This is a genomic window from Ginsengibacter sp., from assembly GCF_057362405.1.
Genome location: NZ_JBMQQG010000152.1, coordinates 1 through 25,648 on the forward strand (window position 1 = coordinate 1; position 25,648 = coordinate 25,648).

A 25,648-nucleotide genomic window follows, 5' to 3' on the forward strand; every position below is an offset into this window, starting at 1 on the left:
GCATTTGATGCCGACGAAGTGCCTATTGGAGCCGTAATAGTAATGAATGGTAAAATAATCGGCCGGGGGTATAACCAGGTTGAAATGCTGAAAGATGCCACGGCGCATGCAGAAATTATTGCACTCACTTCTGCTTTCAATTATTTAGGCGCAAAATATTTACCGGAAGCTACTATGTATGTTACAATTGAGCCCTGCGCCATGTGTTGTGGTGCATTATACTGGAGTAAAATAGGAAAATTGGTTTATGGGGCCAATGATGAGAAGCATGGAGGACTCTCTAAAGTGGCGCTTCATCCTAAAACGGAAATTATTGGCAACATTTATGCGGCAGATTGTATGTCAATGATGCGAAGCTTTTTCCAAAGAAAAAGATAAAATGCTTTTTTACACTTGCGTTTTGAGGAATTATTTTATAGTGCTCATGCTTTGCAACATATAGTAAGTAAATTTGTTAGAATACAAAATTGTTCACCTTTAAATTAATATAATATGGCATTTACATTACCGGCTCTACCTTACAGCTTCGATGCTTTGGAGCCTCATATCGACAAACAAACAATGGAAATTCACCACGATAAGCATCACCAGGCTTATGTAGATAATCTTAATAAGGCAATTGCAGGTACTCCCAATGAAAGTAAATCGTTGGAAGAGTTACTGGCTAATGCTGGCAAAATAAGTCCTGCTGTTCGCAATAATGGCGGTGGGCATTGGAATCACAGCTTCTTTTGGGAAATTCTTTCCCCGGATGGTGGCGGTAAACCCACCGGCAAATTAGCTGAAGCTATTGACGAGGCTTTTGGTTCTTTTGATGAGATGAAAGAAAAATTTAATACCGCCGGCGTTACAAGATTTGGAAGTGGCTGGGCCTGGCTCGGTGTACTTGATGGAAAGTTGACCATATGCTCAACTCCTAACCAGGACAATCCTTTGATGGACGTTGCAGACTGCAAATGCAAACCAATATTGGGCTGCGATGTTTGGGAACATGCTTATTATCTAAAATATCAAAACAGGAGAGCCGAATATTTGAAAGCTTTCTGGAATGTAATTGATTGGAAAAAAGTAAGTCAGCATTTTGAAAAAGCCGTAGGCAAATTAGCAACTGCCTGATTGGACGTCATAGAAAATTATACGTTTTAAAAATAAAAAGCAGTCTCAATTAAAGAGGCTGCTTTTTACATTTTGTACTACTTTCTCAAACTATAACGTAGCCATGTCGATTACAAAACGGTAACGCACATCGCCTTTCAACATACGCTCATAACTTTTATTGATATCTTTTATATTAATCACTTCTACATCAGAAGTAATGTTGTTCTCCGCGCAATAATCAAGCATTTCCTGTGTTTCCGGAATACCGCCAATTAACGATCCCGCCAAACTTCTTCTTTGAAAAATAAGGTTGAAAGCAGGCACCACTGCGGGTTCCGACGGAGCGCCCACACAGACCATTACGCCGTTTGTATTCAGCATACTGAGGTATGTATTATAATCATGAGGCGCGGATACGGTATCCAAAATGAAATCAAAATAATTGCTTACGCTTTTAACCTGTTCTTTATCGCTCGTTAAAAGAAATTTATGTGCGCCTAATCTTTTTGCATCCGCTTCTTTTGATGGTGAATGACTAAGCATAGTAACTTCGGCACCAAAAGACGCGGCAAGCTTTACACCCATGTGTCCCAAACCACCGAGGCCTAAAATTCCCACCTTGTCACCTTTGCCAACTTTCCAATGCCTTAATGGGGAATACGTGGTAATGCCGGCACAAAGTAAAGGGGCCACACCTGCGAGAGGCAGCTTCTCAGATACCTTTAATACGAAATCTTCAGTAACAACAATTTGTTTACTATAGCCACCATAGGTAACGCCACTGCCATCTCTTTCCTGGCCGTTATAAGTTCCTACCATACCGCCGGAACAATACTGTTCCAGTCCCTCTTTACAATTATCACATTCACGGCAGCTATCAACCATGCACCCAACGCCAACAAGGTCGCCGACCTTATATTTCTTTACATGGTCACCCACTTTCGTAACGCGGCCAACAATCTCATGTCCCGGCACACAAGGATATACAGTTCCGCCCCATTCGTTACGGGCAGTGTGTAAATCACTATGACAAACACCACAATACAAAATATCTATCTGAACATCGTGAGGTTTAGGTTCTCTTCTGTTTATACTCCACGGTTCAATTGGAGTGGCCGCACTTTTTGCAGCATACGCTTTTACTTCTGACATATCTTTTTTTTGAATAACAAATTAAACCATTAAAAGTTTTCACCGGATTGAAGAAAGCCACCTAAATATTTTGGTCGCGTTCCAGTTGCATAAAATTATTGGCCAATTAATTTTTTTTGCACGCAGATAAGATGCAACTTTAAACCCAATTAAAAAACTGATTATGAAAAAATGGTTTCTTATTTTATGGGGAAGTATTTCGTACTTAAGTCCTTTATTTTCTCAAACTATAGAGAAGGATGATGTGACAAAAAAAGCGGAAATGGATAGCATAACGGCAGCCCGTAAAGATAGCATTAAGTGGGCGAAGCTCGAGAGTGTTGCTTATTATCCTTTAATTAAAGCCGGGACTTTTTCAGGCGTTTTACCTGTTGAAGGAGTTGATGAGATACCAAGTCCCAAACGCCACTATAAATTGCTGTTTGAGTTTACACTCAATTTTAAGGACACTTCACATGCGAAGCTGAATCCCGGTCTTGTAGAGATAGCCCGGGTACTGAATTTGCATGTCGCTTCCGGGATACCCATCTCACATATTCATCCAGTTATAGTAGTGCACGGGCCGTCGCTTTTTTCAATTCAGAATAACGAAATATTTCAATCCAAATACAAAAAGGATAATCCTAATAGTCAACTAATTCTAGATTTAATGAAATACGGGGCGAAGTTCATTGCGTGTGGCCAGGCCATGAATTTCCTCGATATCAAAAAACAAGAATTATACCCCGGCGTGAAAGTGTCATTAACAGCACAAACGGCCTTATCTAATTATATCGGACAGGGTTACGTGTGGTACGGAATTAGTGACGAAAAATAAATAACAATTCTTACCAGGTTTTGTTATTTATTTTTTTCAATTACTTTTTATTTATTTAATTAAACAATACAATGGCATTATTATTCCAACCCTTAACGATCAGGAGCATTCAACTGAAGAACAGGATAACGGTATCGCCTATGTGCGAATATTCCAGTATAGACGGATTTGCGAATGACTGGCATTTAGTGCACCTGGGAAGCCGTGCTGTTGGTGGAGCGGCCTTAATTTTTACTGAAGCGGCGGCAGTTTCACCTGAAGGAAGAATTACGGCGGACGACCTGGGTATTTGGAAGGACGAACATATCGAATATCTTAAAAGGATTACAGAATTCCTTCATCAGCAGGGTGCAGTTCCGGGCATACAACTTGCTCATGCCGGCCGCAAGGCCAGTCATTTAAGCCCATGGAAAAGCGGGAGGCCCCTGGAACAAAGCGAGGGCGCCTGGCAAACATTTGCGCCAAGCGCCGTGCCATACAAAGAAGGCGGGCCGTTGCCGAAAGAGATGAGCAAAGATGATATAAATAAGGTAATAGATGATTTTGAAAAAGCAGCAATAAGAGCAGTAAAGGCAGGATTTAAAGTCGTAGAAATACATGCTGCCCACGGGTATTTAATTAATGAGTTTTTATCGCCAATCAGTAATAGAAGAACTGACGAATATGGGGGCTCATTTGAAAACCGGGCCAGGTTATTGGTAGAATTAGCTGGAGTAGTAAGGAAAATAATTACCGATGAGTTGCCTTTGTTTGTTCGCATCTCTGCGTCGGATTGGGTGGAAGGAGGTTGGGATATTGAAGATTCGATCAAACTTTCAGCCATGCTTAAAGAGAAATCAGTAGATCTTGTCGATTGCTCATCTGGAGGAAATTCACCTCACCAGGTAATACCAGTTAAACCTATGTACCAGGTACCTTTTTCAGAAAAAATTAAGAAGGAAGCGGGGATAGCGACCGGTGCAGTAGGCTTGATAACCACTGCAAAAGAGGCCGAGCAAATACTTAAAGAGGGGAAAGCTGATCTTATAATTTTGGCAAGACAATTTTTAAGAGATCCTTATTTTCCCTTACATGCGGCCACAGATTTAGAGATAGATATTAGTTGGCCTGTTCAATATGAAAGAGCAAAAAGACACTGATCTTCTTTTGCAATAATTGAATCTTATTCAAAATAAAAAACTCCGGTAAACTGCCGAAGTTTTTTTATGGTCTTAATGAACTTACCTATTTTTTTACATTCAATGTAATTGATTCGGATAACTTGCTACCATAAGAACGATGAATACCGTCAGCCAACTGCAGAGCTAACGTGTGCTTACCGGGAGATAACTTGATGGTTGCTTCTTTTTGTGCATTGCCGTAATGCAGATGTGTACTATCCTTTGGAACAACAACTCCCGCTGCAATAGAATCCCCTGCATCAATCAATAGATGAAAGTGGCCTGAATTAGGTTTTACCGTTCCTGCTGAATCAATGGAAATTCCGGTAGCGCCCATTTCTACTTTTACAGGCGAAGTAACTGTCTCGCCGTTTTTAAGATTTTTGAAAAAGACTTTAGCGCCGTCTGGAATTGCCGGTAGCGCATCCATTGACGTAGAACTCATAGCCATATGTGACGTGTCCGCCATGGTTGATGTATCCTTTTGAATACCTGTTGTATCAGTAGATGAACTCTCACCACCTGTACCTGAATTGCAGGATATGAGCGCCAATAAAAGTATTGAGGGGATACTCAGAAATTTTTTCATCGTTTTATATTTTAAGATTTTATATTATTATAAAATATCATGCCAAAGGAGACTGGTTATGTCACGATAGATTAAAATCTCCCAAAAAGAAAACAAAGATAGAGTATCAATTTTTTACTTATTGATAAATATCCAAAGTAGCGTAAGGATTTCAAAAATTTTACCGCGGGCCTGCAACCATTTACTAATAATTTCTAATTAGCAAACAAATATTCTCCACTACAAACCGGCTGTCGCATGGAGAATTTTCCACAACAAGAGGAAAATGATCCCGCGATACTAACCTTTATTTAGCAATGAAGCGTGACATGATTTAGCGGCCCGGTTATTTTACGTTTAACCATCATTGTTATATAATTTGGAGCAAACTGGTAAATAGGGCGCCGGTTGTAATATTACATTGGCGTAAAGCTTTTTAAAACAGCTACTGCATCATGATAGTATTCTTTAGCATAAGATATCCAGATATAGAAACTCAGCTCCGGATAATCCGGGTTTTCAATGAGCATTACGGTAGCCGGGAAGCCGCTCTTAGTTCCATCAATAGCGCAGCCCCAATAGCCGTTTATATTTTCAAGATAAATGGGCTGGGTATCCCCGGAGGCATTTTCTGAATTGTATGAGAGGCCTAAATCGTTTGCCCACTTTACAATAGCATTCTTCATACCATCATAGGTCAGGTTTTCGCCTTTGCGGGGATAAATATCTAAGGCCATAGCACTGTTTTTGGCCTCATAAACCGTGGCATCATTTTTTTGAACAACAAGATTACTGGGCGCTTTAAATTTTATTTTATAAGTATCCCATGTCCATGGTTGCAAAGTTTGTGCGTGGGTAACAGAAATGAGAGCAAACAATATGGTCGTTTGCAAAATTTTGTATCTCATAATAGTTTGGTTTAATGATTTTGAAATTCGGAAAAATAGAATTGCTAACTAAATTTAAAAAAAACATTGTGATTCTAAAGGGGAAGGATTACTTTTCCTGGAAATATTTTTCTGAATAAAAGACTTGTAAACGGGGTAAATTTTAGGCCATCGATGGCTACGCAAACTGTAACTGTTTAAGTCGTCGCCAAAGCTGAATCAGCCTTTTGCTGATTGCCATTTTTAATAATTTGCACGAATTATCAATTTAAAAAACTGGCTTCTTTTTCAATCTTAATATTTTTTTGCTCTTTTATTTTTGCCCAACCACCCAATACATTCCGAAGATTATGGTAACCTTCTTTTTTCAATATTGACGCAGCAATGAGGCTTCGGCAGTCGTTTCCGGAATGAATGTAGATATTTTGATTTTCTTCCAATTGAGCTATTAGTGCAACGTCCGTCATATCATTCAGGGGAAGATTGATGGCATCTTTTACATGCCCTTCCGCAAATTCGTTTCCTTTACGAACATCTACTACTACCAGGTTTTCATCAAAAGGAATATCCATAGCGAGTTCATCGGCTTCGATATCAATAATCATATCAATTCTCTCATTTGCTCTTTTCCAGGATTCAAAACCACCTTCAAGATAGCCTTCCACGTTATTAAATCCAACCTTGGCAAGCCTTACAATAGTTTCTTCCTCTTTTCCGGGGTCTGTTACTATTACCGTTCGTTGTTCGAATGGTAATATGCTCCCGGCCAATTCAGCAAATCCGTCGTCATGTCCAATAAACAAGGAGCCCGGAATGAACCCACATGAATATTCTTCTGCTGTCCTTGTGTCAAGCACCAGGACGTCCTCTTTAATTTTCTCTTTAAAATCTTTTACATTTAACATAACGACTCCTTTTCTTTTAATATGGGGCACCGTTGTCTTCTTAAATCAAGAAGACGGCTTTCAAACGCAGGGTGAAAAGTTTTTCAAAAATATAATTTATTTTGCCTTTGTGGTCTTTTGCAAGATTCAAATATTCATTAAGATCGCCAAAGTATTTACAATGATCGCCTTCATCATTACCCTCAATGAATTTTTTTCAGATACATATGAATTATTTTTTGAATAATTTTAAATCAACATATCTCCATCATCATTCGGACCTGGACATGAAAATTATCTTTTACTTTCGAAGGTAAAATCGATAGAAATTCGGAAGATTACAGTTCGGAAATCTTGAGGTGAAAAAATCAACCCAAAAGGCTTTTTACAAATTGATTAATTGCCTCAATTCGGGGAGCGTTGATTGTATAAAAAATAAATTTTCCTTCCCGTTGTGTGGATACAATCCCTGCCTTTCTTAAAATAGCGAGATGTTGGGAGGCTACGGATTGTTCCAGGCGTAATTTTACATAAAGTTCAGTAACGGTAAGCTTTTTATTCTCATGAATCGTTTTAATTATTTGCTGGCGAAGCTTATGATTTAACGCTCTTAAAACCAGGGAGGCCTTTTTTACACTATGATAATCAATGTCAGGAAGATTTTCAATTTCTGCGTCTTGCCTTTGTTCATTTAAAGATTGTATAGACCCTAAAGCGGTCATAATATATAAAGTTTAATAGCTTGGATATCCCTTAATTCTACAACACAAAGATACATATTGCTCATAAAAAACATTTAAGTGAAATGATAAAAAAATAAAAGGTCTTTGCAGCGTCGGATATCTATTTTTTTGAAATAGTATAAAAATCTTTTATATATAACGGTTGCGCATAGGGTATGTTTTCAACGTCATTCTTTTCATATTTTTTCCATGAAATTTCTGCAAGCGATCCGGTACTTATCTTCTCATCGATGAAGATAGAATTTGCCCTTTTATTGAGTGTTTGAAATTTGATGATACCGCTCCCTGAGAAGTAGACTTTGTTTAAAATTAGAAAGTCTGCGTAAGAATTTTCGTCGAGAATCATTGCGTTGGGAGGAACGAGCTCCTTCAAAGAATAATCATATATCGCGGTAAATACTTCCATCCGTCTTGCGTCAATCATCGGGCAATACAATGCACCTTCGTCGTTTACTAGCCTAACTGCAGAAAGGGCCATTAGCTCTAAGGAATTAAAAGTAATAAGCGGAATGCCTAACGCATAACACAGGCCTTTTGCAGTAGCAAGGCCTATACGCATTCCGGTGTAAGAACCTGGCCCCGAACTAACGCCAACTGCATTTAGTTTCTTTATAGCAAGATCATTTTCTTTTAGTAGTTGCCGGATGGCAGGATGCAGAACGGTTGCATGTTGCTTGGTATCGTCACTACAAACAGTGCCCATAACCTCGCCATCTTTTACGAGGTTAATAATGGTCGTCTCAGTTGCTGTATGAATATTTAAAATGTAAGACATTGATCACTTTGAAAACAGGAGTCGTGAATATTTTTGTTCCAACAACGGCGCCACGTAATAGCGCTTATCCGTTGCCGATAGTTTATGCAGCAGACAATAAATATTGGTTGTACCTATTTTTTCCTGCCATTCAAAGGGGCCATATGGATAATTTGTTCCAAGCTTCGTTGCCTTGTCAATTTCTTCCTTTGAACTAACTCCCTCTTCGAGCGCAAAAAAAGCCTCGTTCACAATCATGCTAACTACACGTCCCGATACTAATCCCGGTTCATCCGCTACAAATACAACATTCCAGCCAAGTTGTTCAAATAATCGCTTGGTCATACTTATGTCACCGGTAGCTATTTCCCAAGTTGATCGTTTCAAAAAACCGGGCCAGCCATTTATACGGCTGAAATTAACGGGTTGATTATTTTCTTTCAATGTTTCTATTACCGAATTGATTATAACAGGTCTGTTGTCGTGTTTATCAATACCAGCTTTCGGGCCGGCATTAAGATAAAAAATAGCGTCATAATCTTCAGTACCTGGCAAGTCAGAATAATTTTCTATAAAGATCATTTTCACTTCCGGACTGGTATTCTTACATCGAATCTCTTCCTGTTGTTCTACATTTGCCACAACAATGATCTTCATATTAGTTTTTTGCAAAAATAGGTTTGTTATTTGATGGAAAGTTTGCAACTTTATTATCCTCATTCAAAAAAATTAAATGGCTAAAAAAATTATTTATACCTCTAATGCGCCTGATCCAATCGGCCCTTACAGCCAGGCTGTGAAGGCGGGAGGATTGGTTTTTATTTCGGGCCAGGTAGCTATCAAACCAGGAACCTCGGAAATTATTGCTGGTGATATTCAAATGGAAACACAGCAGGTTATGAATAACCTAAATGCCATTTTAAAGGAGGCCGGACTTAATTTTGCTAATGTAATAAAGACTACGATTTTTTTGAAAGACATGAGCTTGTTTGCACCTGTCAACGAAGTTTACGGTAAGTTTTTTGAAACCGATTTTCCGGCGAGAGAAACCGTAGCTGTTAAAGGGCTTCCAAAAGATGTAAATGTAGAAATAAGCATGATAGCGGCCGAATAACAAAATAAATAATCTTGAAAAAGCAGGTAATCATTACATCCAAAGTGCACAATTATTTAATCGATGCACTTCAGCAAAAAGGATATTCAGTTCTTCACAACGAAAAAATAAGCTATGAAGAACTGGCCGCCATTATCAGCCAGGCAGATGGCATAATTGTAACCACTCGCTTGCCTGTCGATAAACAGCTTATTGATAAAGCAACCCGGCTTAACTGGATCGGAAGATTAGGAAGCGGCATGGAATTGATAGATGTGGAATACGCCACCTCTAAAGGCATTCGTTGTGTAAGTAGCCCCGAAGGAAACCGCAATGCAGTGGCGGAACATGCGCTGGGAATGCTATTAAACCTTACTAATAAAATAAGCTCAAGTTTCGAAGAAATTAAGGACAGGAAATGGATACGGGAGGCTAACAGGGGAGTGGAATTAAATGAAAGAACCATTGGCATTATTGGATATGGAAATACAGGGTCAGCATTTGCAAAGTTGTTATCATCTTTTGGCGTTACTGTACTTGCCTACGATAAATATAACTTTGGATTTAGTTCCGGATACGTGAAAGAAGCCAATTTTGAGCAGGTGTGTCGATACGCTGATGTAATTAGTTTGCACGTTCCGCTGACATCAGAGACGCAACATATGGCCAACGAAAAGTTTTTTAATGCCTTAGAAAGATCTCCTTATTTTATTTCTACCTGCAGAGGTAAAGTAACTGATACTAACGCGTTACTGGCTGCGCTTAGAAATAAAAAAATTGCAGGGGCAGCGCTCGATGTGCTGGAAAATGAAAAATTGGAAATTTATACAAAAGAGGAAAATCAGCAACTGAATGCACTCCTCACGCAACCGAATGTAATCATAACTCCACACATTGCCGGATACAGCGTAGAAGCTTTATTTAAAATGGCAAAAGTTTTACTAAAAAAGCTTGAGTTGGAATAATTATTCATTTTTTTTATATTTGTAATTATACAACGTCTCATTAAAAATGGGGCGTTGTATTTTTTTTCGATTTACCCCAATGAAATCATCAACTTAAAAATGAGGTTATGAGCCAGATTAATTATGTTACAAAAGATACCTTCGAGCAAATGAAGAGTGAACTTCAACACATGAAAGGTGTTGAAAGACCCGCAGCATCTAAAGCTATAGGTGAAGCCCGCGAGAAAGGTGATCTTAAAGAAAATGCTGAATATGACGCGGCAAAAGAGGCACAGGGAATTCTTGAAGCTAAGATAAAGCAATTAGAAACAATAATTGCCACCGCAAGAATTGTAGATGAGAATGCTATAGATACCAGTAAAGTTTCCATTCTTACAAAAGTTACACTTACCAACCTTGCTACAAAAAAGCAGGTTACGTACCAGATTGTTTCTGAAAAAGAGGCTGATCTTAAGCTGCAAAAAATTTCTGCCGCATCGCCGATAGGTAAAGGCCTGTTGGGGAAAGCTGTAGGGGAAACGGCTGAGATAAAGGTGCCCGCCGGAACTATAAAATTTAAAATAGAAAATATAACGGCTTAAGAAAATCATTGATGGTTAAAAAAGTAGCCAGCCAGAAAAAATTCAAACAACATATTGTATGACCATTTTTTCAAAAATAATTGCAGGTGAAATACCTTGTTATAAGGTCGCCGAGAACGAAAAATTCTTTTCGTTCCTCGATATTAATCCATTAGTGGAAGGGCATACACTGGTAATTCCTAAACTGGAAGTTGACAATTTTTTTGACATGCCGGCTGAATATCTTGAGGGCATAATGGCCTTTGCGCAACCCATTGCAAAGGCATTAGAAAAATCCTTCGATTGCAACAGGTGCGGGATAAGTGTTATAGGGCTTGAAGTTCCGCATGCACATATGCATCTGGTTCCCATCAACGGTGCTGACGATCTAAATTTTACGCGGAGAAAATTAAATCCTTCGGAAGAACAATTGAAGGCAGCGCAGCAAAAGATTTTGAAAAATTTAGAGACGTAATATTATTCCGCAAACGGTGTTCTATTTTATTCTTCCCGGATTTTGTGTCAAAAAATCCTTCCAGCCACTTAGCTTTTTTGATGTCTTATTTCCATTACTTACCGGAATATTACCCTGGAAGTGATGGCATACTGCTACGGCTAAAGCATCGGTAGCATCAAAGTATTTAGGGTCTTCATCAAAGCTTAATATTCGCTGAAGCATTTTCAATACCTGCAACTTATCAGCATTTCCATTACCCGTAATAGATTGTTTTATTTTGCGGGGAGAATACTCCGTAACCGGCACACCAGACTGCATTGCCGCAGCAATCGCTACTCCCTGGGCCCTGCCGAGTTTAAGCATGCTTTGAACATTTTTGCCAAAAAAAGGAGCTTCAATTGCCAACGCATTGGGCGCATGTTCATTCACCAGTGTGCATACTTTTTCATGAATAATTTGCAATCTTTCATACGCATCTTTTCTTGAAGACAGTTTTAGTACATCCATCATTATTAACGTAATTCCTTTTGAAGAGACTTCAATAACACCATAACCCATCAAAATAGTGCCGGGGTCAATTCCCAAAATGATTTTTGAATTTTTATGCAATTGAAGATTATTTTTGACGTTCACAACACACACCTGTTAACGCCCCAATAAAAAGAAATCTTATTCGCGTATAAAGCTACATGATCCGTGCCCGCAAAAATATCAAAATAATATTCAAGTATATTATAGCGCCCTTGCTCGGGGCATGGCTTTTTTATTCATTGTATAAACAAATTGAAGGACAGCCCGATCTTCAGCAATCCATCAATCTCATAAAAGAAGCTCCTTTTGGCAGCCAGGCATGGAAATTCTGGCTTGTTATTTCCCTTGTTTTTGTTAACTGGGGCATAGAAGCAAGGAAATGGCAGGTACTTTTGAGAACGATGCAACCGTTTAATTTTTTTACAGCCTACAAATCTGTGCTGAGTGGCGTTACGCTTTCCATTAATACTCCTAACCGAATCGGGGAATATGGTGGGCGTATTTTATATGTCCAGGAAGGTAAAAGAATTAAAGCCATATCGTTATCTATTGCAGGAAGCATAAGCCAACTTATTATTACTTTGGTTATGGGTTGTTGTGGCTTAGTCTATATTATTTATTACCAGGGCGACAACCATATTTTAGTTATGGGCCTTCCGGCGTTCTGGCTTAAAACTTTATTATTTTTGTCAACATGTGCAATGGCAATTACAGTGTTATTTTATTTCAGGTTATCGTGGCTTATAAAACTTATTGAAAAAATTCCGGCGGCGGCAAAGTATGTTCAATACATAAACGTGCTTGATAATTTTAATGCCAAATTATTGTTAAGGTTACTTTATCTTTCTTTCTTTCGTTATGTTGTATTCGTCATTCAATATATATTACTGCTGCAGGTTTTAGACGTATCGATATTATGGTTAAACGGGTTCTGGATTATAAGTATTCTTTTTTTGGTCTTGGCGATTGTACCTTCATTTGCGATTGCAGATCTTGGAATAAGAGGAAAATTCAGTATAGAACTTTTGAGCTTTTACAGCACAAACACTGTTGGTATCATAGGTACCACTTTTGGAATCTGGTTCATCAATTTATTTATTCCGGCTCTCGCAGGAAGCCTGTTAATTCTGGGTATAAAATTTTTTAAAGACAAACAATAAAGATTGAAAGCAATTACAACCATATTTATTTTACTTTTTGCGTTTGCAACAAAAGCAGATGACGAATTTTGCGGCATTACCAATACCGCCTTCAATGCCGGCGAGGTTGTAACTATGAAAGTTTATTACACTACGTTGGGAATGTACGTTGGTGCGGGCGAAGCTGTTTTTTCTACCAACCTTGAGCGCTTCAACGGTAAAACGGTATACCATTGTATAGGTACTGGTTCCTCCTATTCTTTTTTCGATAATTTTTATCGTGTACGGGACCGTTATGAAACCTACATTGATACGGCCACAATGTTGCCTGTAAAATTTATTCGAAACGTTGATGAAGGGGGAACAAAATTTTATGACAATGTAACTTTTAACCATACAGCGGGAACTGCCGTTAGTACGAAAGGGGTTTATAAAATAGGTTCATGCATCCAGGATGTTATCAGCTCGGTGTATTATGCAAGAAACATCGACTTCAATAAGTATAACCCCGGGGATAAAATCCCTTTTGATATGTTTTTAGATAATGAAACGTACCACCTGTACCTCCGTTATGAAGGGAAGGAAAATATTAAGACGAAGTATGGAAAATTCAGGGCGATTAAGTTTAAGCCGCTTCTGATTAAAGGCTCAATTTTCGAGGGTGGAGAAAAAATGAATGTATGGGTAAGCGACGATGAAAATCATTTGCTGCTTAGAGCCGAAAGCCCTATTTCAGTCGGTACCATTAAAGTTGACATGATGGGTTATAGGAATCTCAGGCATCCGCTTAAGTCATTAATCAGCTTCCGGTAAGAAATATTACTTCAACATTTATCATTTCTTTTTTTCAGAAGATTTTGCTCTTATCAATCCTAAAACGCTGAGGCCGACAATAAGATATAAAACTGAAAGGAAAATATTTTCGTTTGGAGTGAGTACAACACCTTTGAACTGTTCCTCTACAAAAAGATAAACAATGCAAGCCATGCTTGCCAGGAGTATAATTATTAATGCATTTTTCATTTAAATTTCTTCAAGCTTAAATATGTCTTTACTACGTACACCCCTGTCAGTTAGTTGCAGGTTACAGCATTCGATTGTTGGGTCATGCTCGAAAAAAAGTATATAATCCTTTTGTTGGGCTTCAGTAATCAACTGTTTTTTTTCTTTGAGCGTCTCCAGTGGCCTGGTATCATACGCCATAATATATGGCACAGGAATATGCGCTACAGAGGGGAGAAGATCGGCCATATAAATTATGGTCTTGCCTTTGTATTGTATTTGCGGCAACATCATAGATTCGGTATGGCCACTTACAAACCGGATTTTAATAACATCTGTAAAGTCAATGGCATCAGTTGTTTCAACAAATTTCAATTGCCCGCTTTCTTTTATCGGTAAAATATTTTCTTTTAAAAAGCTTGCCTTTTCCCTGTCATTGGGATGGGTAGCCCATTGCCAGTGCTTTTCATTACTCCAATAGGTGGCATTTGAAAATGCGGGAATTAATTTATCGCCAACTCTTTCTATTGACCCGCCACAATGATCGAAATGGAGGTGGGTTAAAAATACATCGGTGATATCTTTTTTTACGAAACCATATTTTGCTAATGACCTTTCCAGCGTGTCGTCCCCGTTTAAAAAATAATATCCAAAAAACTTTTCATCCTGTTTGTAGCCCATTCCGTTGTCAATAAGCATTAGCCGGTTTCCATCTTCTATAAGCATGCAGCGCATCGCCCAGTTACACATGTTGTTTTCATCAGCCGGGTTTAGTTTAGTCCAAATACTCTTCGGAACAACGCCAAACATAGCCCCTCCGTCAAGTTTGAAATAGCCTGAATTTACAGCATACAATTGCATAATAATATTTTTTACACAGCAGGTTCAACTAATGCGAGCTGTTTTTGTTTTGTAAGAGCTAAATACAAAATGATAAAGCCTATTATAAAGAAGCACATAATTACCAATACTGAATTTTTCATACTGCCGGTGAGTTCCTCAATCAATCCAAAACTAAACATGCCAATTACAATACCGATCTTTTCTGTAACATCGTAAAAGCTAAAAAATGAAGTGGTATCTTTTGTAACGGGCATCAATTTAGAATAGGTTGACCGGCTGAGTGACTGTATGCCACCCATTACGAGACCCACCACTGCAGCTAGCACATAAAAATACATTTCAGCGTTTACGCCCTTGTCGCTAATGGTAGCAATTTCATAAGCGCCCAGGCACACCAATACCCAGATAACAACAACCCATAACAATGTTTGAAAGTTGCCAATCTTTTCCGAAAATTTAGCCATCATATTAGCACCTGCAATGGCCACAATCTGGATAATAAGAATGGTAATGATTAACTTTTCCGTAGGCAATTTTAATTGCTTGCTTCCAAAAAGTGCCGCCACCAGCATTATGGTTTGAACTCCCATATTATAAAAGAAAAATGCTAATAAGAACCGTTTTAAAATTAAAAGTGTTTTCAGTTGTTTAAAAACTTTCCTTAGCTCAATAAATCCATTGGCGAAAATATTGTTCTCAGGCCTCGATGCTGCGGGCGTGCCTTTTGGCATTACGTTTAAAGTTAATTGTGCAAATCCGAACCACCAGATTCCGACTAACAAAAATGAAAAGCGTGCTGGCAAAGTTGCGTCGTTTTGCATGCCAAACCAGGCTGGTTTAAAAACGAAGACAAAACAAACCAATTGCATAATTACACTCCCTATATAACCCATGGAAAAGCCTTTGGCACTTACTTTATCCCGGTCTTCAGGAGCTGCTATTTCAGGCAAATAAGAATTATAAAAAACAACACTGCTCCAAAATCCAATGCATGCAATCATGCTGCAGAGAATGGCAATCCATACAGTTTCTGTTCCTCTAAAAAAGAAAAGCATGCTACAGGAGGCACTCCCCAATAAGCAAAAAAAGCGAAGGAAACTTTTTTTGTTGCCTTTATAATCTGCTATTGACGAAAGGATCGGCGACATGATAGCCACGATAAAAAATGCCACAGCTAATGCATAATTGTATAAAGCCGAATTCACAAAATGTCTTCCCAAAAAAACCACCTCATTGTCGGAGTTGTTTTTTGTTACGGTTTCGTAGTAAGCTGGAAAAATAGTTGACGTTATCACCAGGCTATACACCGAATTAGCCCAGTCGTACATGGCCCACCCGTTAATAACTTTCTTAGAAGCAGTTTGCATGTGTAAATGAATGATTGCTCAAATTATGAAAATTTGTTTGGAAGCAACTTATTTCATTTGTAGATATCGGACATGCCTGTGTGAGTATGTTTAAGAATTTAAAAATCCCGTGTACAGCATGATGAGTAAAGCGATGCCAACCACCACGCGGTAAATTCCCCAAATTCTAAAACCATATTTTTTTAGCATCGTAATAAAAAATTTAATGGCTAGTAGCGCCACAATAAATGCAACTATATTTCCTACGGTAAGAATTTTTATTTGATCTGTAGTAAAACTTCCATATTCCTTTATGTATTTATAAATTTTGTAAACAGTTGCAGCAAGCATCGTTGGCACTGCAAGGAAAAAAGAAAATTCAGCAGCAGCGCTCCTGGTAAGCTTTTGCTGCATGCCACCTATTATTGAAGCAGCGCTCCTGCTAACACCTGGTATCATCGCGATACATTGCCAGATACCAATTATAAATCCTTTACCATAACTGACTTCCTTTTCATCGTGAATTACCGGATTTTTAAAAAGATTGTCTACAAAAAGTAAAACGATGCCGCCTGCCAACATACTGATAGCAACGGTAGTAGAACTCTCGAGCAAATCATCAATTGCTGAAGAAAATAAAAATCCCAATATCAACGCCGGAACCACAGCAACAGCAAGCTTCACGTAAAACTGCCAGCGTGAAAAATCAAAGAACTTTTTCCAGTATAAAACGACAACCGATAAAATAGCGCCCAATTGAATAGCGACCGTAAATACGGTATTGAAAGAATCATCATTTATCTTCAACAATTTTTCGGCGATGATCATGTGTCCTGTAGACGAAATGGGAATGAACTCCGTAATACCTTCAACAATTCCTATTATAACAGATTGAGCTATGTTCATTTTTAAAAATTAAAAGCAAATAATCAAAAAAGGCGATGATAAATCACCGCCCTCTATTTATTATAATTAATTACTTTGGCTTCTTCATGATAGCAAATATTTCTATCAAAAGCCCCGCAACAATTAATATGGGCGCAATGGTTATTCGTACCGGGCTGTAAATATCGTTATCGCTAAAAACTTTCGGGTCGGGACTTTTACCCCCAGCCATCAGGAAAAATCCAAGAGCCATTACCGCCAATCCTATTACCATCCACTTATAATTTTCTTTTGTGAATAGAATATTACCCGCTGAAGAATGGTCAGCAGGCGCAGTTTTTGCCACCGGTGATTTTGCACCGGGAGTTGCTTTTTTTATTGGTTGTTGAGTTGCCATTGTGAAATTTGAATTTGCAATATTAATGCTTAAAATAAAATAGATAATCAATTAGTATAAATCATCGAGTTTCATTTTCAAATATTTTACTACAGACCGGTGCGTACTGAAAAGAGTAATGAATAGTCCCAAAATAATGATCCCGGAAAAAATAAGAATCAGGTTTTTTGTATCGTGAAGTACTTTAAGGTATGGGATAAAATTTTCTGAAAGCCATATAAATCCAATCATAAGCCCTATGGCAATACCGGAAGCAATCAAGCCATTTAAGACGGCCCGCCCATCCAAAGGTCTGGCGATAAACCCTCTGGTAGCGCCCACCATCTGCATCGTTTTAATTAAAAACCTGTTGCTGTACATCGCAAGGCGTATCGTATTATCAATGGAAATAATAACAAGAATCGATAATATTATGGCCACAATTAATAATACCAACGTCGTGTTTTTTACAAACTGGCTTACCCCGGCCACAGTTTCTTTAGGCGTTTGAAACTCTGATACGGTTGTTGGGAAATTCGTTAACAGATAGTTTTCAATATTGGCAAGACTGTCTTTGTCTATATAATTTGCTTTCACATAAAAGTCAATACTTTCAGGCAGCGGGTTGTTTATCGCCAGCTTTTTCCAAAGCGTATCATTGTCTTTATTATACTTTTCAATGGCCATTTCACGGGTTGTGTATTCCACGTTCACGGCATACGGCAGGCTGGTAACATAATTTTTTACTGAATCAATTTGGTGGGCATTGGCGGTACGATACAGGTAGGCGTGCAACTGTATATTTTCTTTAAAATAATCGCCCGTTTTTTTAATGTTTAAAAAAATCCAGCCCACAACACCAAAAAGAAATAACACCAATGAAACCCCAATGATTGCATATACATAGGAAGGTTTCCCTCTTTTGGCAGATGCTTTTCCTATTTGCGACATAAGTTGAATAAAAGTTTAAATAGACTGAGCTCACGATAGTAAGCAGCCCGCAAAAATAAATGTTTTTAAACAGTTTAGTATTTTTGCCCCAATACTTGAAGTTGCTAATGTAATTTACATGAAGCATCAGCGGTAATAATCATTTAATGAATAACATTTCTTTCACAAATAAATAATTTCGGGATTTAACGAGGTTCGTTTTTGAAATGCCCTTTTAAACAGAAAGGCCTTGTCAATATGATTGCAAGTTAAAACGGGAGAAAATTTAACGACAGACATTACAATAAAAATGGAATACAATTTCAGGGAAATAGAAAAAAAATGGCAAAGCACGTGGAAAGAGTCCCGCGTTTACGAAGTAAGTAATACGTCCGGTAAGCCCAAGTTTTATGTGCTGGATATGTTTCCATACCCAAGTGGCGCAGGGCTTCATGTTGGCCATCCTCTTGGATATATTGCCAGCGACATTTACGCACGCTTTAAAAGACTCAAAGGCTATAATGTGTTGCACCCGATGGGATACGACAGTTTTGGCTTGCCCGCCGAGCAATATGCGCTGGAAACCGGCCAACATCCTGCGGTTACTACTGAAAGGAATATTGAAACTTTCCGCCAGCAATTAGACAATATTGGTTTTTGTTTTGATTGGAGCCGCGAAGTACGCACCAGTGACCCAAAATATTATAAGTGGACGCAATGGATATTTCTTGAAATTTTTAATAGCTGGTACGATAAGAATCACAATAAGGCAAGAAAGATTGAAGACCTTATAAGAATTTTTGAACAACAGGGAAATAAGGAAGATAACGGTCAACGACAAACGCAAAATCATTTTACCGCTGATGAGTGGAATGGTTTCACGGGCGAACAAAAACAGGAAATCCTTATGGATTACCGGCTTGCATATTCGGCTTACGGAGAAGTGAACTGGTGCGAAGCATTGGGAACTGTTTTGGCAAATGATGAAGTTATAAACGGGGTGAGTGAACGCGGTGGGCATCCAGTAGTAAAAAAGAAAATGCGCCAATGGTATTTACGCATAACCGATTATGCTGAAAGATTATTGCAAGGACTGGAAACGGTTGATTTTTCCGATGCCATGAAGGAAATGCAACGCAACTGGATTGGTAAGAGTGAAGGAGCAGAGATGGATTTTAGTTTGAGCCTCACCCCTAACCCCTCTCCTGAAGGAGACGACGAAAATTTAAAATTAAAAGTTTACACAACCCGACCCGACACCATTTTCGGGGTCGATTTTATGGTGCTGGCTCCGGAACATGAGTTGGTAGAAAAAATTACTACGCCGGAACAACGGTCAGCCATAGACGAATACCTTAGTTATGTAAAAAGCAGAAGTGACCGGGAACGCATGGCAGAAGTAAAACAGGTTACCGGCTGCTTTACCGGCGCTTATGCGATCAATCCTTTTGATAGAAGAAAAATTCCGATCTGGATTGCAGAATATGTTTTGGCAGGATACGGAACCGGCGCCATTATGGCCGTGCCTTGCGGTGACCAGCGGGATTTCGACTTTGCCAAACATTTTAATATCCCTATTACAAATATTATTGGTGATTATTATAATGGTGAAGAAGCCAATCCTACGAAAGAAGCGATACTTACTAATTCCGGGTTTTTGAATGGTATAAAAATGAAGGATGCCATTGATATCGTTTTGAAGAAAATTGAGGAAGAAGAAATCGGGCAAAGAAAAATAAATTACAAAATGCGTGATGCTGGCTTTAGCCGCCAACGTTATTGGGGCGAACCTTTTCCGATTGTTTATCGTAACGGTGTGGCCTACCCGCTGGAAGAAAAAGATTTGCCTGTTGAATTGCCGCATTTAGAAAATTACAAACCCGGACCGGAAGGCGAAGGACCTTTGGCAAATATTAAAGATTGGGTGAATTTAGGCAATGGAGAAAAAAGGGAGACTAACACCATGCCGGGATATGCAGGCTCTTCCTGGTCCTTTCTCCGCTATATGGATCCTCACAACGATAAAGAATTTGCAAATAGAAGAGCAACAGATTACTGGAAACAGGTCGATGTATATGTTGGCGGAACTGAGCATGCAGTTGGGCATTTATTGTACAGCCGCATGTGGACTAAAGTTTTATATGATTTGGGTTATATAGGTTTTGATGAGCCGTATAAGAAATTGGTGAATCAGGGGATGATACAGGGTGTGTCCGAAGTTATTTATCGATACGACCTTATTACAAATGAGGCATCTAGTGAGGAGACAGATAGTAAAAGATCAAATTTTCTTCCGTTTGGTGTTCCATTTCCATTGAGTAATGATGAGGTTTTTACGTTTTATAGGTCAGCCGATATGGTTGATTCGGACGAAGAAAATCAATTTACGAAAATACATGTTCCTATATCGAATGTTGATGACAATATTGTAGACATTGATAAATTGGCAAAAACTGAAAGATTTAAAAACGCGGTTTTTTCTCGCAGGGATGGATATTATTTCAGAGGTAATTGGTATAAGGACGAAGATGGAGATGCTGTGGTTAGAGTAAAAAGAGAAAGGATCAATCCGCTTAAATTTCGATCCAGGTCAATAGTCGAAAAAATGTCTAAATCCAAATTAAACGTCATTAATCCAAATGATTTAATCAATAAATACGGCGCTGACACTTTCCGCATGTATGAAATGTTCCTTGGTCCCGTAGAAGCAAGCAAACCATGGGATACCAAAGGCATTGAAGGTGTTCATCGTTTCTTAAAGAAATTATGGCGTTTATTTTATGATGATATCAAGGGGAAAGTTTGGAACGAAGAAAAGGCTACGGATGCCGAATTAAAAGTATTACACAAAACAATAAAAAAAATAGAAGAAGACACCGAACGATTTTCGTATAACACGGCCGTTAGTGCCTTTATGGTTTGCGTAAATGAGTTGACCGATTTAAAATGTCATAAGAAAGAAATTCTGGAACCATTGCTGGTTTTATTAACTCCCTATGCGCCTCATATCGCTGAAGAATTGTATCATGCGCTGGGCAATACAACAACTGTGCTTAACGCTGCATATCCAAAACTGGAAACAAAATATTTAATCGAATCTGAAAAAGAATATCCTGTTTCTATTAATGGTAAAATGCGCACAACCATTACCATTTCTTTAGACGCTTCGCAATCTGATGTAGAAAAAATTGCGCTGGATAATGATATTGTTCAAAAGTGGATTGAGGGTAAACAGCCAAAGAAAATCATCTTTGTAAAAAACAAAATGATCAATGTGGTTGTATAGCCTCCCAAACCCCTCGGGGGGAGGGGCTTTTTAAACCTTTGGTTAACTTAAAGTTACTTGTTTTGCAGAGATGTAATTCTTACTCTCCTCCTTTGGAGGAGCCGGAAGAAGCCACTTCTTGCAACATCTCTTTTACTGCCGCTTCAATCTGCTGATCTTCGCCGCTAAGAATTTTATTATAGTCGTTTTGAATTTTAATATCTGGTTCAAGCTCCATGTTTTCAAGCGGCCTTCCTTCTTTGATGCCAACACTTGCAATCATAGGAATACCAAATATCATGGTTGGATCAATTTGTGTTTCCCACCAAACGGCGGTGCCTGTGCCGGGTACCGGCATACCAATTAATTTTCCAATTCCTTTTGCACGGTAGGCGTAAGGAAAAATATGGGCATCACTATAGTTGGCCTCATTCATAACAACACAACTGGGCTTATACCATTTGCCTTCGGGCTCTCCGCCACCGATCGGCTTTTCACCATACGGTTCGTAACGAATGTATTGTTTGCCCGCAAGAAAGTTCGACAAGTCTTCATGAAGCCAACCGCCGCCATTAAAACGGGTATCAACTATCAGGGCTTTCTTAGTTAGATTTTTACCAAGCACTTCATCATAAACATTGCGATAGCTGGCGTCATTCATAGATCTTACATGCACATAACCCACCTTGCCATCACTAAGCTTGTCTACCATGGCTTCCATTTTTTTCGTCCACCTCCTATAGAGCAGCTCCGATTCATCGGAAGGCTTTATTGGTTTCACCACTTCATCGAACGTATTTTTTGTAGCGGGGTCATAAACAGTTAATAAAACATTCATGTCATTTTTCCTGTTTAAAAATATAGCCCAGTCTTGCGAATCATTTATTTCGTTACCATCAATTTTCATAATAACCTGGCCGGCTCTTACCTTACTTTCAGCTTTGTCCAATGGTCCCCCGGAAATAACTTCAGCTATTTTCAGTCCTTTGCCACCTTCCATTTCATCATATAGTAAACCAAGCGATGCTGTTTCGTCAGCGTTCTCGGTTTTCGGGATATAGCGGCCACCAGTATGCGAAACGTTCAGTTCACCGAGCATTTCACTTAGCAGTTCCCTGAAGTCGTAGTTGTCGGCAATAAACGGCAAAAACCTGGCGTAGGTCTTTTTGTACATTTCCCAGTCAAGTCCGCGCATATTGGGGTCATATAACTTTTTCTTTACCTGCCGCCACGCATGATTAAAAATATATTCTCTTTCTGCCACGCCGTCAACTACCATTTCACCTTTAATTGTTATAGGAGTTATCTTACCATCCGAAGTGGACACCTGCGACAGTTTGCCATTCGCCAGAACATAAAGCATTTTGCCATCCTTGCTTAATTCGAGCGCCGCATAATTTGCCCCAAGTTTTGCAAGGGTTTTCAATTCATGTGTTCTTGTATCAATTTCCCACAGGTCATAGTTCTTTTCAAACTTAACCGTTAGATAAAGTTTATCACCCTTGGGCGAAATACGATAACTGCTTAAATTAACAGAAGCCGGAGTAAGCCTTATTCTGCGTGTATCCAAATCAGTTAGATCCATCTTAAATGGCTCTTTTAGCTTATTTTCAAGTGCAGAATCTTTTTTTTCTTTCTCATCTTTATCTGTTTTATCCGTTTTATCTTCTTTCTCTTTTATTAGTGCATATTCTTCTTTGCTCAGTTGAAACTGATCGTAGGTTCCTTTGTCAAAAAACATGGCATATACATCCACTTCCCTGGCACCCTGTATTGCCAGTGGGCGTTTGCCGTTTCTGTCAGTAACCCACAAGAGCGCTTTGCCATTTAATGCCCATTGCATTCCGGCACTTGAAAACCCTGATCCGGTTACATCAGTTCCGGCGTCATTTTTTGTTACGTTGAAAAGCAATATTTCATTTGCGTTGTAATATCCTTTAGAGCTACGTGCGGCGATCCATTTGCTGTCGGGGCTCCAGGTGTACGACTGATCCCCATCGGCATAAGAGAAATTCTGTCCTTCCGGAATTATTGTACGCGAAGTTTTTTTATCAAGATTGAAAACCTTTAAAATATTTCTTTCTTCCAGGTAAGCGATTTCTTTTCCGTCTGGCGAAACTTCCGGTTGAAATTCGTCCTTATCAGTTGCCACTACAGGTTCTGTATTCAATATGGTAGAAGTAAAAAAGTAAGGCTCTTCTTTTCTTGCAATAGACGTTTTCATTATATCCCAGCCCTTGCCTTCATGCTCAGCGGCGTAATACAAACTTCTTCCATCAGGCGAAAAGATGACGTTTCTTTCCTGGAACGGCGTATTGGTTATGCGCTTCGTAATTCCTCCTTCAACTGAGGTTACAAATATTTCTCCGCGGAAAACAAATGCAATTTCTTTTCCGTTCGGTGACACCTCAAATTCAGTGGCGCCGCCACTTACAGGCATTACGGTTTGTGTATTACTCTTATTTTCAGTAGTGATTGCCACGTTTAATTTTTCAGGAGAACCGCCGGGTTTCATTGTATAAATTTCTCCATCGTAGGTAAAACACAGCCTATTGTCGTTTGACCGGCTTAAGAAACGTACCGGGTTATTCTTAAATGAAGTGAGTTGTGTTTCATCATTTCCGCTAAGAGATGCTTTGTATACATTTAATGAACCACTTTTCTCATTGAGGTAAAAATATCCCTGATCGCCTGATGCGAACACCGGTTCACGATCCTCGCCATTGAAGGAAGTAAGTTTTTTATATTCGTTCGACCTAGGAGTATACACCCAGATATCTCTTGTTATGGATGAAGTATGGTGTTTGCGCCAGGGATCCTCAAAGCCTTTATTATCCTGGAAAATAATTTCAGTTCCTTTTGAATTGTAATGTGCATTTTCCATTCCTGCGCCGTTAAGCATTATGCTGCGTCCACCCGTAACCGGTACCTCGTATAATTTCTTAAATACCGAGTTAACCGGAAACCTGGCTGAACTGGCCATATCGTTCCTGCTGGTACCAAAAATAACTTTACTGTCATCAGGAGAAAAATCGTAAGGATAATCTGCTGCGGAATTATAAGTTAGCCTCGTCGGTTCGCCTCCGTCAGCATCTATTACAAACACATCGAAGTTTCCAAAGCGGTCGCTTGCAAATGCGATTTTTTTACCATCATGACTCCATACCGGCATAAAGTCGTGTGCCTCATGTAAGGTAAGCGGGTAAGCAGTTCCGCCGGAAGCAGCAACTTTATATAAATCCCCTTTAAAGCTGAAAACTATATTTTTGCCATCGGGTGAAATGGCAGGATATCGAAGCCATAGTGGCGTTTTTTGAGCGATAGCCTGAAATGAAATGAGGAGAAGAAAATAAAAAATTTTAAAATGATTCATATTGCAGTTAGTTTGTAAGAAATGATGAACTTGCAATTTATTAAATAAACGCTACCACTGGATTTGAATAACAATAATTTACATGAATGGTTAAAAATTAACCAAAAGCATTTTCATCCCGTTGTACAGTTTGATCCCACGACAGACAAGTTGTTGAGTATTGATTTCTCCGGGAGTAATACAGCATTACAGGAAATTGATGTTTCTGATACAGCATCGCTTTGTAAATACACTAATGAATTATTGCAAAACGCAAACGCAAAGTTTGGCATCGGTGGCTATAATGAATTAAGAGCTGTTTACAGCAGAAGCCCTCTCTTTAATAATGACATTAATAAAAATGAGGCTGATGACGAACCAAGAAGATTACATATTGGCGTAGATATCTCAGGAAAAGAAGGAACCGCGATATTTGCGCCGTTCGATGGAACAATACACAGCTTTGCAAACAATAACAACTTTGGCGATTATGGGCCAACTATAATATTATCACATCAATTTGACGGAATTTCTTTTTATACACTTTACGGGCATTTATCTCTTGCAGATTTAGAAAACATCAATGAAGGCGATTTTATTAAAAAAGGACAGGAGTTTGCACACTTTGGATCGATTGACGAAAATGGTCATTGGCCACCCCACCTGCACTTCCAGGTAATTAAAAATATTGGCAACTATAGTGGAGATTACCCAGGCGTTTGTAAAGTTAGCGAGCGTGATAAGTATTTATCGAATTGCCCTGACCCGAATTTGATTTTAAATTTGATAGATTAGTTATCTATTTTTTCCCATAATTCACAGTCTGCTGCTATCTACATAC

At 38.8% G+C, this 25,648-nt stretch carries 27 protein-coding genes; 12 read left to right on the forward strand and 15 right to left on the reverse strand.

From position 1 onward, the window contains the following. Both ACO1O5_RS12390 and ACO1O5_RS12395 read left to right on the forward strand, forming a co-directional pair. Positions 1 to 378 (forward strand): nucleoside deaminase (locus ACO1O5_RS12390; protein ID WP_486270634.1); only part of this gene is annotated, 378 nt, incomplete at its 5' end. A gap of 114 nt (positions 379 to 492) precedes the next feature. Then, on the forward strand, positions 493 to 1,116 hold the full coding sequence (locus tag ACO1O5_RS12395; RefSeq protein ID WP_486270636.1) for a superoxide dismutase: 624 nt from the start codon (positions 493 to 495) through the stop codon (positions 1,114 to 1,116). Between the two features lie 90 nt (positions 1,117 to 1,206). Here the strand turns inward: ACO1O5_RS12395 and ACO1O5_RS12400 are convergent, their stop codons facing one another. Further along, on the reverse strand, positions 1,207 to 2,250 hold the full coding sequence (locus ACO1O5_RS12400) for an NAD(P)-dependent alcohol dehydrogenase (RefSeq protein ID WP_486270638.1): 1,044 nt from the start codon (positions 2,248 to 2,250) through the stop codon (positions 1,207 to 1,209). 163 nt (positions 2,251 to 2,413) lie between these two features. Between ACO1O5_RS12400 and ACO1O5_RS12405 the strand changes: the two genes are divergently transcribed. Continuing rightward, on the forward strand, positions 2,414 to 3,067 hold the full coding sequence (locus ACO1O5_RS12405; protein ID WP_486270640.1) for a DsrE family protein: 654 nt from the start codon (positions 2,414 to 2,416) through the stop codon (positions 3,065 to 3,067). Between the two features lie 71 nt (positions 3,068 to 3,138). Next, positions 3,139 to 4,206, forward strand: a complete 1,068-nt coding sequence (locus ACO1O5_RS12410) for an NADH:flavin oxidoreductase/NADH oxidase (RefSeq protein ID WP_486270642.1) — start codon at positions 3,139 to 3,141, stop codon at positions 4,204 to 4,206. A gap of 85 nt (positions 4,207 to 4,291) precedes the next feature. Here the strand turns inward: ACO1O5_RS12410 and ACO1O5_RS12415 are convergent, their stop codons facing one another. The 6 genes from ACO1O5_RS12415 to ACO1O5_RS12440 form a co-directional block, all read right to left on the reverse strand. Further along, positions 4,292 to 4,816: a DUF4399 domain-containing protein gene (locus ACO1O5_RS12415; RefSeq protein ID WP_486270644.1), complete on the reverse strand. Its 525-nt coding sequence runs from the start codon at positions 4,814 to 4,816 to the stop codon at positions 4,292 to 4,294. A gap of 395 nt (positions 4,817 to 5,211) precedes the next feature. Then, positions 5,212 to 5,703 carry an amidohydrolase family protein gene (locus tag ACO1O5_RS12420; RefSeq protein ID WP_486270646.1) on the reverse strand — a complete coding sequence of 164 codons (492 nt, stop codon included), beginning with the start codon at positions 5,701 to 5,703 and terminating at the stop codon, positions 5,212 to 5,214. A gap of 242 nt (positions 5,704 to 5,945) precedes the next feature. Further along, the gene (locus ACO1O5_RS12425; RefSeq protein WP_486270648.1) at positions 5,946 to 6,587 is read right to left on the reverse strand and encodes a rhodanese-like domain-containing protein; all 642 of its coding nucleotides are present in this window, start codon (positions 6,585 to 6,587) and stop codon (positions 5,946 to 5,948) included. A gap of 347 nt (positions 6,588 to 6,934) precedes the next feature. After that, positions 6,935 to 7,288, reverse strand: coding sequence for an ArsR/SmtB family transcription factor (locus tag ACO1O5_RS12430; RefSeq protein WP_486270650.1), 354 nt, complete (start codon positions 7,286 to 7,288; stop codon positions 6,935 to 6,937). A 121-nt stretch (positions 7,289 to 7,409) separates the two neighbouring features. Then, entirely contained in the window at positions 7,410 to 8,084 is a 675-nt protein-coding gene (gene tsaB / locus ACO1O5_RS12435; RefSeq protein WP_486270652.1) for a tRNA (adenosine(37)-N6)-threonylcarbamoyltransferase complex dimerization subunit type 1 TsaB, read from the reverse strand. A 3-nt stretch (positions 8,085 to 8,087) separates the two neighbouring features. Next, positions 8,088 to 8,720, reverse strand: a complete 633-nt coding sequence (locus ACO1O5_RS12440) for a 3-hydroxyacyl-CoA dehydrogenase family protein (protein ID WP_486270654.1) — start codon at positions 8,718 to 8,720, stop codon at positions 8,088 to 8,090. 76 nt (positions 8,721 to 8,796) lie between these two features. Between ACO1O5_RS12440 and ACO1O5_RS12445 the strand changes: the two genes are divergently transcribed. From ACO1O5_RS12445 to ACO1O5_RS12460, 4 genes are all read left to right on the forward strand, one after another. Next, positions 8,797 to 9,177 carry a RidA family protein gene (locus ACO1O5_RS12445; RefSeq protein WP_486270656.1) on the forward strand — a complete coding sequence of 127 codons (381 nt, stop codon included), beginning with the start codon at positions 8,797 to 8,799 and terminating at the stop codon, positions 9,175 to 9,177. 14 nt (positions 9,178 to 9,191) lie between these two features. Then, the gene (locus tag ACO1O5_RS12450; RefSeq protein WP_486270658.1) at positions 9,192 to 10,121 is read left to right on the forward strand and encodes an NAD(P)-dependent oxidoreductase; all 930 of its coding nucleotides are present in this window, start codon (positions 9,192 to 9,194) and stop codon (positions 10,119 to 10,121) included. Between the two features lie 107 nt (positions 10,122 to 10,228). After that, a complete protein-coding gene (gene greA, locus ACO1O5_RS12455; protein WP_486270660.1) occupies positions 10,229 to 10,702 on the forward strand; it encodes a transcription elongation factor GreA in 474 nt (157 codons plus the stop codon). Between the two features lie 58 nt (positions 10,703 to 10,760). Continuing rightward, positions 10,761 to 11,156, forward strand: coding sequence for an HIT family protein (locus tag ACO1O5_RS12460; protein WP_486270662.1), 396 nt, complete (start codon positions 10,761 to 10,763; stop codon positions 11,154 to 11,156). A gap of 21 nt (positions 11,157 to 11,177) precedes the next feature. Here ACO1O5_RS12460 and ruvC read toward each other — a convergent pair whose 3' ends face one another. Beyond that, entirely contained in the window at positions 11,178 to 11,771 is a 594-nt protein-coding gene (ruvC, locus tag ACO1O5_RS12465) for a crossover junction endodeoxyribonuclease RuvC (protein WP_486270664.1), read from the reverse strand. 56 nt (positions 11,772 to 11,827) lie between these two features. Between ruvC and ACO1O5_RS12470 the strand changes: the two genes are divergently transcribed. Then, on the forward strand, positions 11,828 to 12,829 hold the full coding sequence (locus tag ACO1O5_RS12470) for a lysylphosphatidylglycerol synthase domain-containing protein (RefSeq protein ID WP_486270666.1): 1,002 nt from the start codon (positions 11,828 to 11,830) through the stop codon (positions 12,827 to 12,829). 3 nt (positions 12,830 to 12,832) lie between these two features. Further along, a complete protein-coding gene (locus tag ACO1O5_RS12475) occupies positions 12,833 to 13,621 on the forward strand; it encodes a DUF3108 domain-containing protein (RefSeq protein WP_486270668.1) in 789 nt (262 codons plus the stop codon). A gap of 21 nt (positions 13,622 to 13,642) precedes the next feature. Here the strand turns inward: ACO1O5_RS12475 and ACO1O5_RS12480 are convergent, their stop codons facing one another. The 6 genes from ACO1O5_RS12480 to ACO1O5_RS12505 all read right to left on the reverse strand — a co-directional run bounded on the left by ACO1O5_RS12480 (position 13,643) and on the right by ACO1O5_RS12505 (position 18,211). Then, complete coding sequence (locus ACO1O5_RS12480; RefSeq protein ID WP_486270670.1) at positions 13,643 to 13,831, reverse strand: hypothetical protein; 189 nt, start codon at positions 13,829 to 13,831, stop codon at positions 13,643 to 13,645. Further along, positions 13,832 to 14,671: an MBL fold metallo-hydrolase gene (locus ACO1O5_RS12485; protein ID WP_486270671.1), complete on the reverse strand. Its 840-nt coding sequence runs from the start codon at positions 14,669 to 14,671 to the stop codon at positions 13,832 to 13,834. An 11-nt stretch (positions 14,672 to 14,682) separates the two neighbouring features. Next, positions 14,683 to 16,020, reverse strand: coding sequence for an MFS transporter (locus ACO1O5_RS12490; RefSeq protein WP_486270672.1), 1,338 nt, complete (start codon positions 16,018 to 16,020; stop codon positions 14,683 to 14,685). A gap of 90 nt (positions 16,021 to 16,110) precedes the next feature. Further along, positions 16,111 to 16,905 (reverse strand): undecaprenyl-diphosphate phosphatase, encoded by a 795-nt coding sequence (locus ACO1O5_RS12495; RefSeq protein WP_486270674.1) that lies wholly within the window; start codon positions 16,903 to 16,905, stop codon positions 16,111 to 16,113. Positions 16,906 to 16,975: 70 nt separating this feature from the next. Continuing rightward, on the reverse strand, positions 16,976 to 17,281 hold the full coding sequence (locus ACO1O5_RS12500) for a DUF3098 domain-containing protein (protein WP_486270677.1): 306 nt from the start codon (positions 17,279 to 17,281) through the stop codon (positions 16,976 to 16,978). A gap of 51 nt (positions 17,282 to 17,332) precedes the next feature. Then, on the reverse strand, positions 17,333 to 18,211 hold the full coding sequence (locus ACO1O5_RS12505) for a cell division protein FtsX (protein WP_486270679.1): 879 nt from the start codon (positions 18,209 to 18,211) through the stop codon (positions 17,333 to 17,335). Positions 18,212 to 18,500: 289 nt separating this feature from the next. On the opposite strand from ACO1O5_RS12505, the gene ACO1O5_RS12510 reads away from it, so the two are divergent. After that, positions 18,501 to 21,476, forward strand: coding sequence for a leucine--tRNA ligase (locus ACO1O5_RS12510; RefSeq protein ID WP_486270681.1), 2,976 nt, complete (start codon positions 18,501 to 18,503; stop codon positions 21,474 to 21,476). A gap of 79 nt (positions 21,477 to 21,555) precedes the next feature. Here the strand turns inward: ACO1O5_RS12510 and ACO1O5_RS12515 are convergent, their stop codons facing one another. After that, complete coding sequence (locus ACO1O5_RS12515) at positions 21,556 to 24,828, reverse strand: S41 family peptidase (protein WP_486270682.1); 3,273 nt, start codon at positions 24,826 to 24,828, stop codon at positions 21,556 to 21,558. A 63-nt stretch (positions 24,829 to 24,891) separates the two neighbouring features. Between ACO1O5_RS12515 and ACO1O5_RS12520 the strand changes: the two genes are divergently transcribed. Further along, positions 24,892 to 25,602, forward strand: coding sequence for a peptidoglycan DD-metalloendopeptidase family protein (locus tag ACO1O5_RS12520; RefSeq protein ID WP_486270684.1), 711 nt, complete (start codon positions 24,892 to 24,894; stop codon positions 25,600 to 25,602). The last annotated feature ends 46 nt before the right edge of the window (positions 25,603 to 25,648 follow it).

Bases quoted from the DNA above. Each gene is read 5' to 3' on its own strand.
- ACO1O5_RS12395 (WP_486270636.1), top strand. From the start codon at position 493: ATGGCATTTACATTACCGGCTCTACCTTACAGCTTCGATGCTTTGGAG.
- ACO1O5_RS12400 (WP_486270638.1), bottom strand. From the start codon at position 2,250: ATGTCAGAAGTAAAAGCGTATGCTGCAAAAAGTGCGGCCACTCCAATT.
- ACO1O5_RS12405 (WP_486270640.1), top strand. From the start codon at position 2,414: ATGAAAAAATGGTTTCTTATTTTATGGGGAAGTATTTCGTACTTAAGT.
- ACO1O5_RS12410 (WP_486270642.1), top strand. From the start codon at position 3,139: ATGGCATTATTATTCCAACCCTTAACGATCAGGAGCATTCAACTGAAG.
- ACO1O5_RS12415 (WP_486270644.1), bottom strand. From the start codon at position 4,816: ATGAAAAAATTTCTGAGTATCCCCTCAATACTTTTATTGGCGCTCATA.
- ACO1O5_RS12420 (WP_486270646.1), bottom strand. From the start codon at position 5,703: ATGAGATACAAAATTTTGCAAACGACCATATTGTTTGCTCTCATTTCT.
- ACO1O5_RS12425 (WP_486270648.1), bottom strand. From the start codon at position 6,587: ATGTTAAATGTAAAAGATTTTAAAGAGAAAATTAAAGAGGACGTCCTG.
- ACO1O5_RS12430 (WP_486270650.1), bottom strand. From the start codon at position 7,288: ATGACCGCTTTAGGGTCTATACAATCTTTAAATGAACAAAGGCAAGAC.
- tsaB (WP_486270652.1), bottom strand. From the start codon at position 8,084: ATGTCTTACATTTTAAATATTCATACAGCAACTGAGACGACCATTATT.
- ACO1O5_RS12440 (WP_486270654.1), bottom strand. From the start codon at position 8,720: ATGAAGATCATTGTTGTGGCAAATGTAGAACAACAGGAAGAGATTCGA.
- ACO1O5_RS12445 (WP_486270656.1), top strand. From the start codon at position 8,797: ATGGCTAAAAAAATTATTTATACCTCTAATGCGCCTGATCCAATCGGC.
- greA (WP_486270660.1), top strand. From the start codon at position 10,229: ATGAGCCAGATTAATTATGTTACAAAAGATACCTTCGAGCAAATGAAG.
- ACO1O5_RS12460 (WP_486270662.1), top strand. From the start codon at position 10,761: ATGACCATTTTTTCAAAAATAATTGCAGGTGAAATACCTTGTTATAAG.
- ACO1O5_RS12470 (WP_486270666.1), top strand. From the start codon at position 11,828: ATGATCCGTGCCCGCAAAAATATCAAAATAATATTCAAGTATATTATA.
- ACO1O5_RS12480 (WP_486270670.1), bottom strand. From the start codon at position 13,831: ATGAAAAATGCATTAATAATTATACTCCTGGCAAGCATGGCTTGCATT.
- ACO1O5_RS12485 (WP_486270671.1), bottom strand. From the start codon at position 14,671: ATGCAATTGTATGCTGTAAATTCAGGCTATTTCAAACTTGACGGAGGG.
- ACO1O5_RS12490 (WP_486270672.1), bottom strand. From the start codon at position 16,020: ATGCAAACTGCTTCTAAGAAAGTTATTAACGGGTGGGCCATGTACGAC.
- ACO1O5_RS12495 (WP_486270674.1), bottom strand. From the start codon at position 16,905: ATGAACATAGCTCAATCTGTTATAATAGGAATTGTTGAAGGTATTACG.
- ACO1O5_RS12500 (WP_486270677.1), bottom strand. From the start codon at position 17,281: ATGGCAACTCAACAACCAATAAAAAAAGCAACTCCCGGTGCAAAATCA.
- ACO1O5_RS12505 (WP_486270679.1), bottom strand. From the start codon at position 18,211: ATGTCGCAAATAGGAAAAGCATCTGCCAAAAGAGGGAAACCTTCCTAT.
- ACO1O5_RS12510 (WP_486270681.1), top strand. From the start codon at position 18,501: ATGGAATACAATTTCAGGGAAATAGAAAAAAAATGGCAAAGCACGTGG.
- ACO1O5_RS12515 (WP_486270682.1), bottom strand. From the start codon at position 24,828: ATGAATCATTTTAAAATTTTTTATTTTCTTCTCCTCATTTCATTTCAG.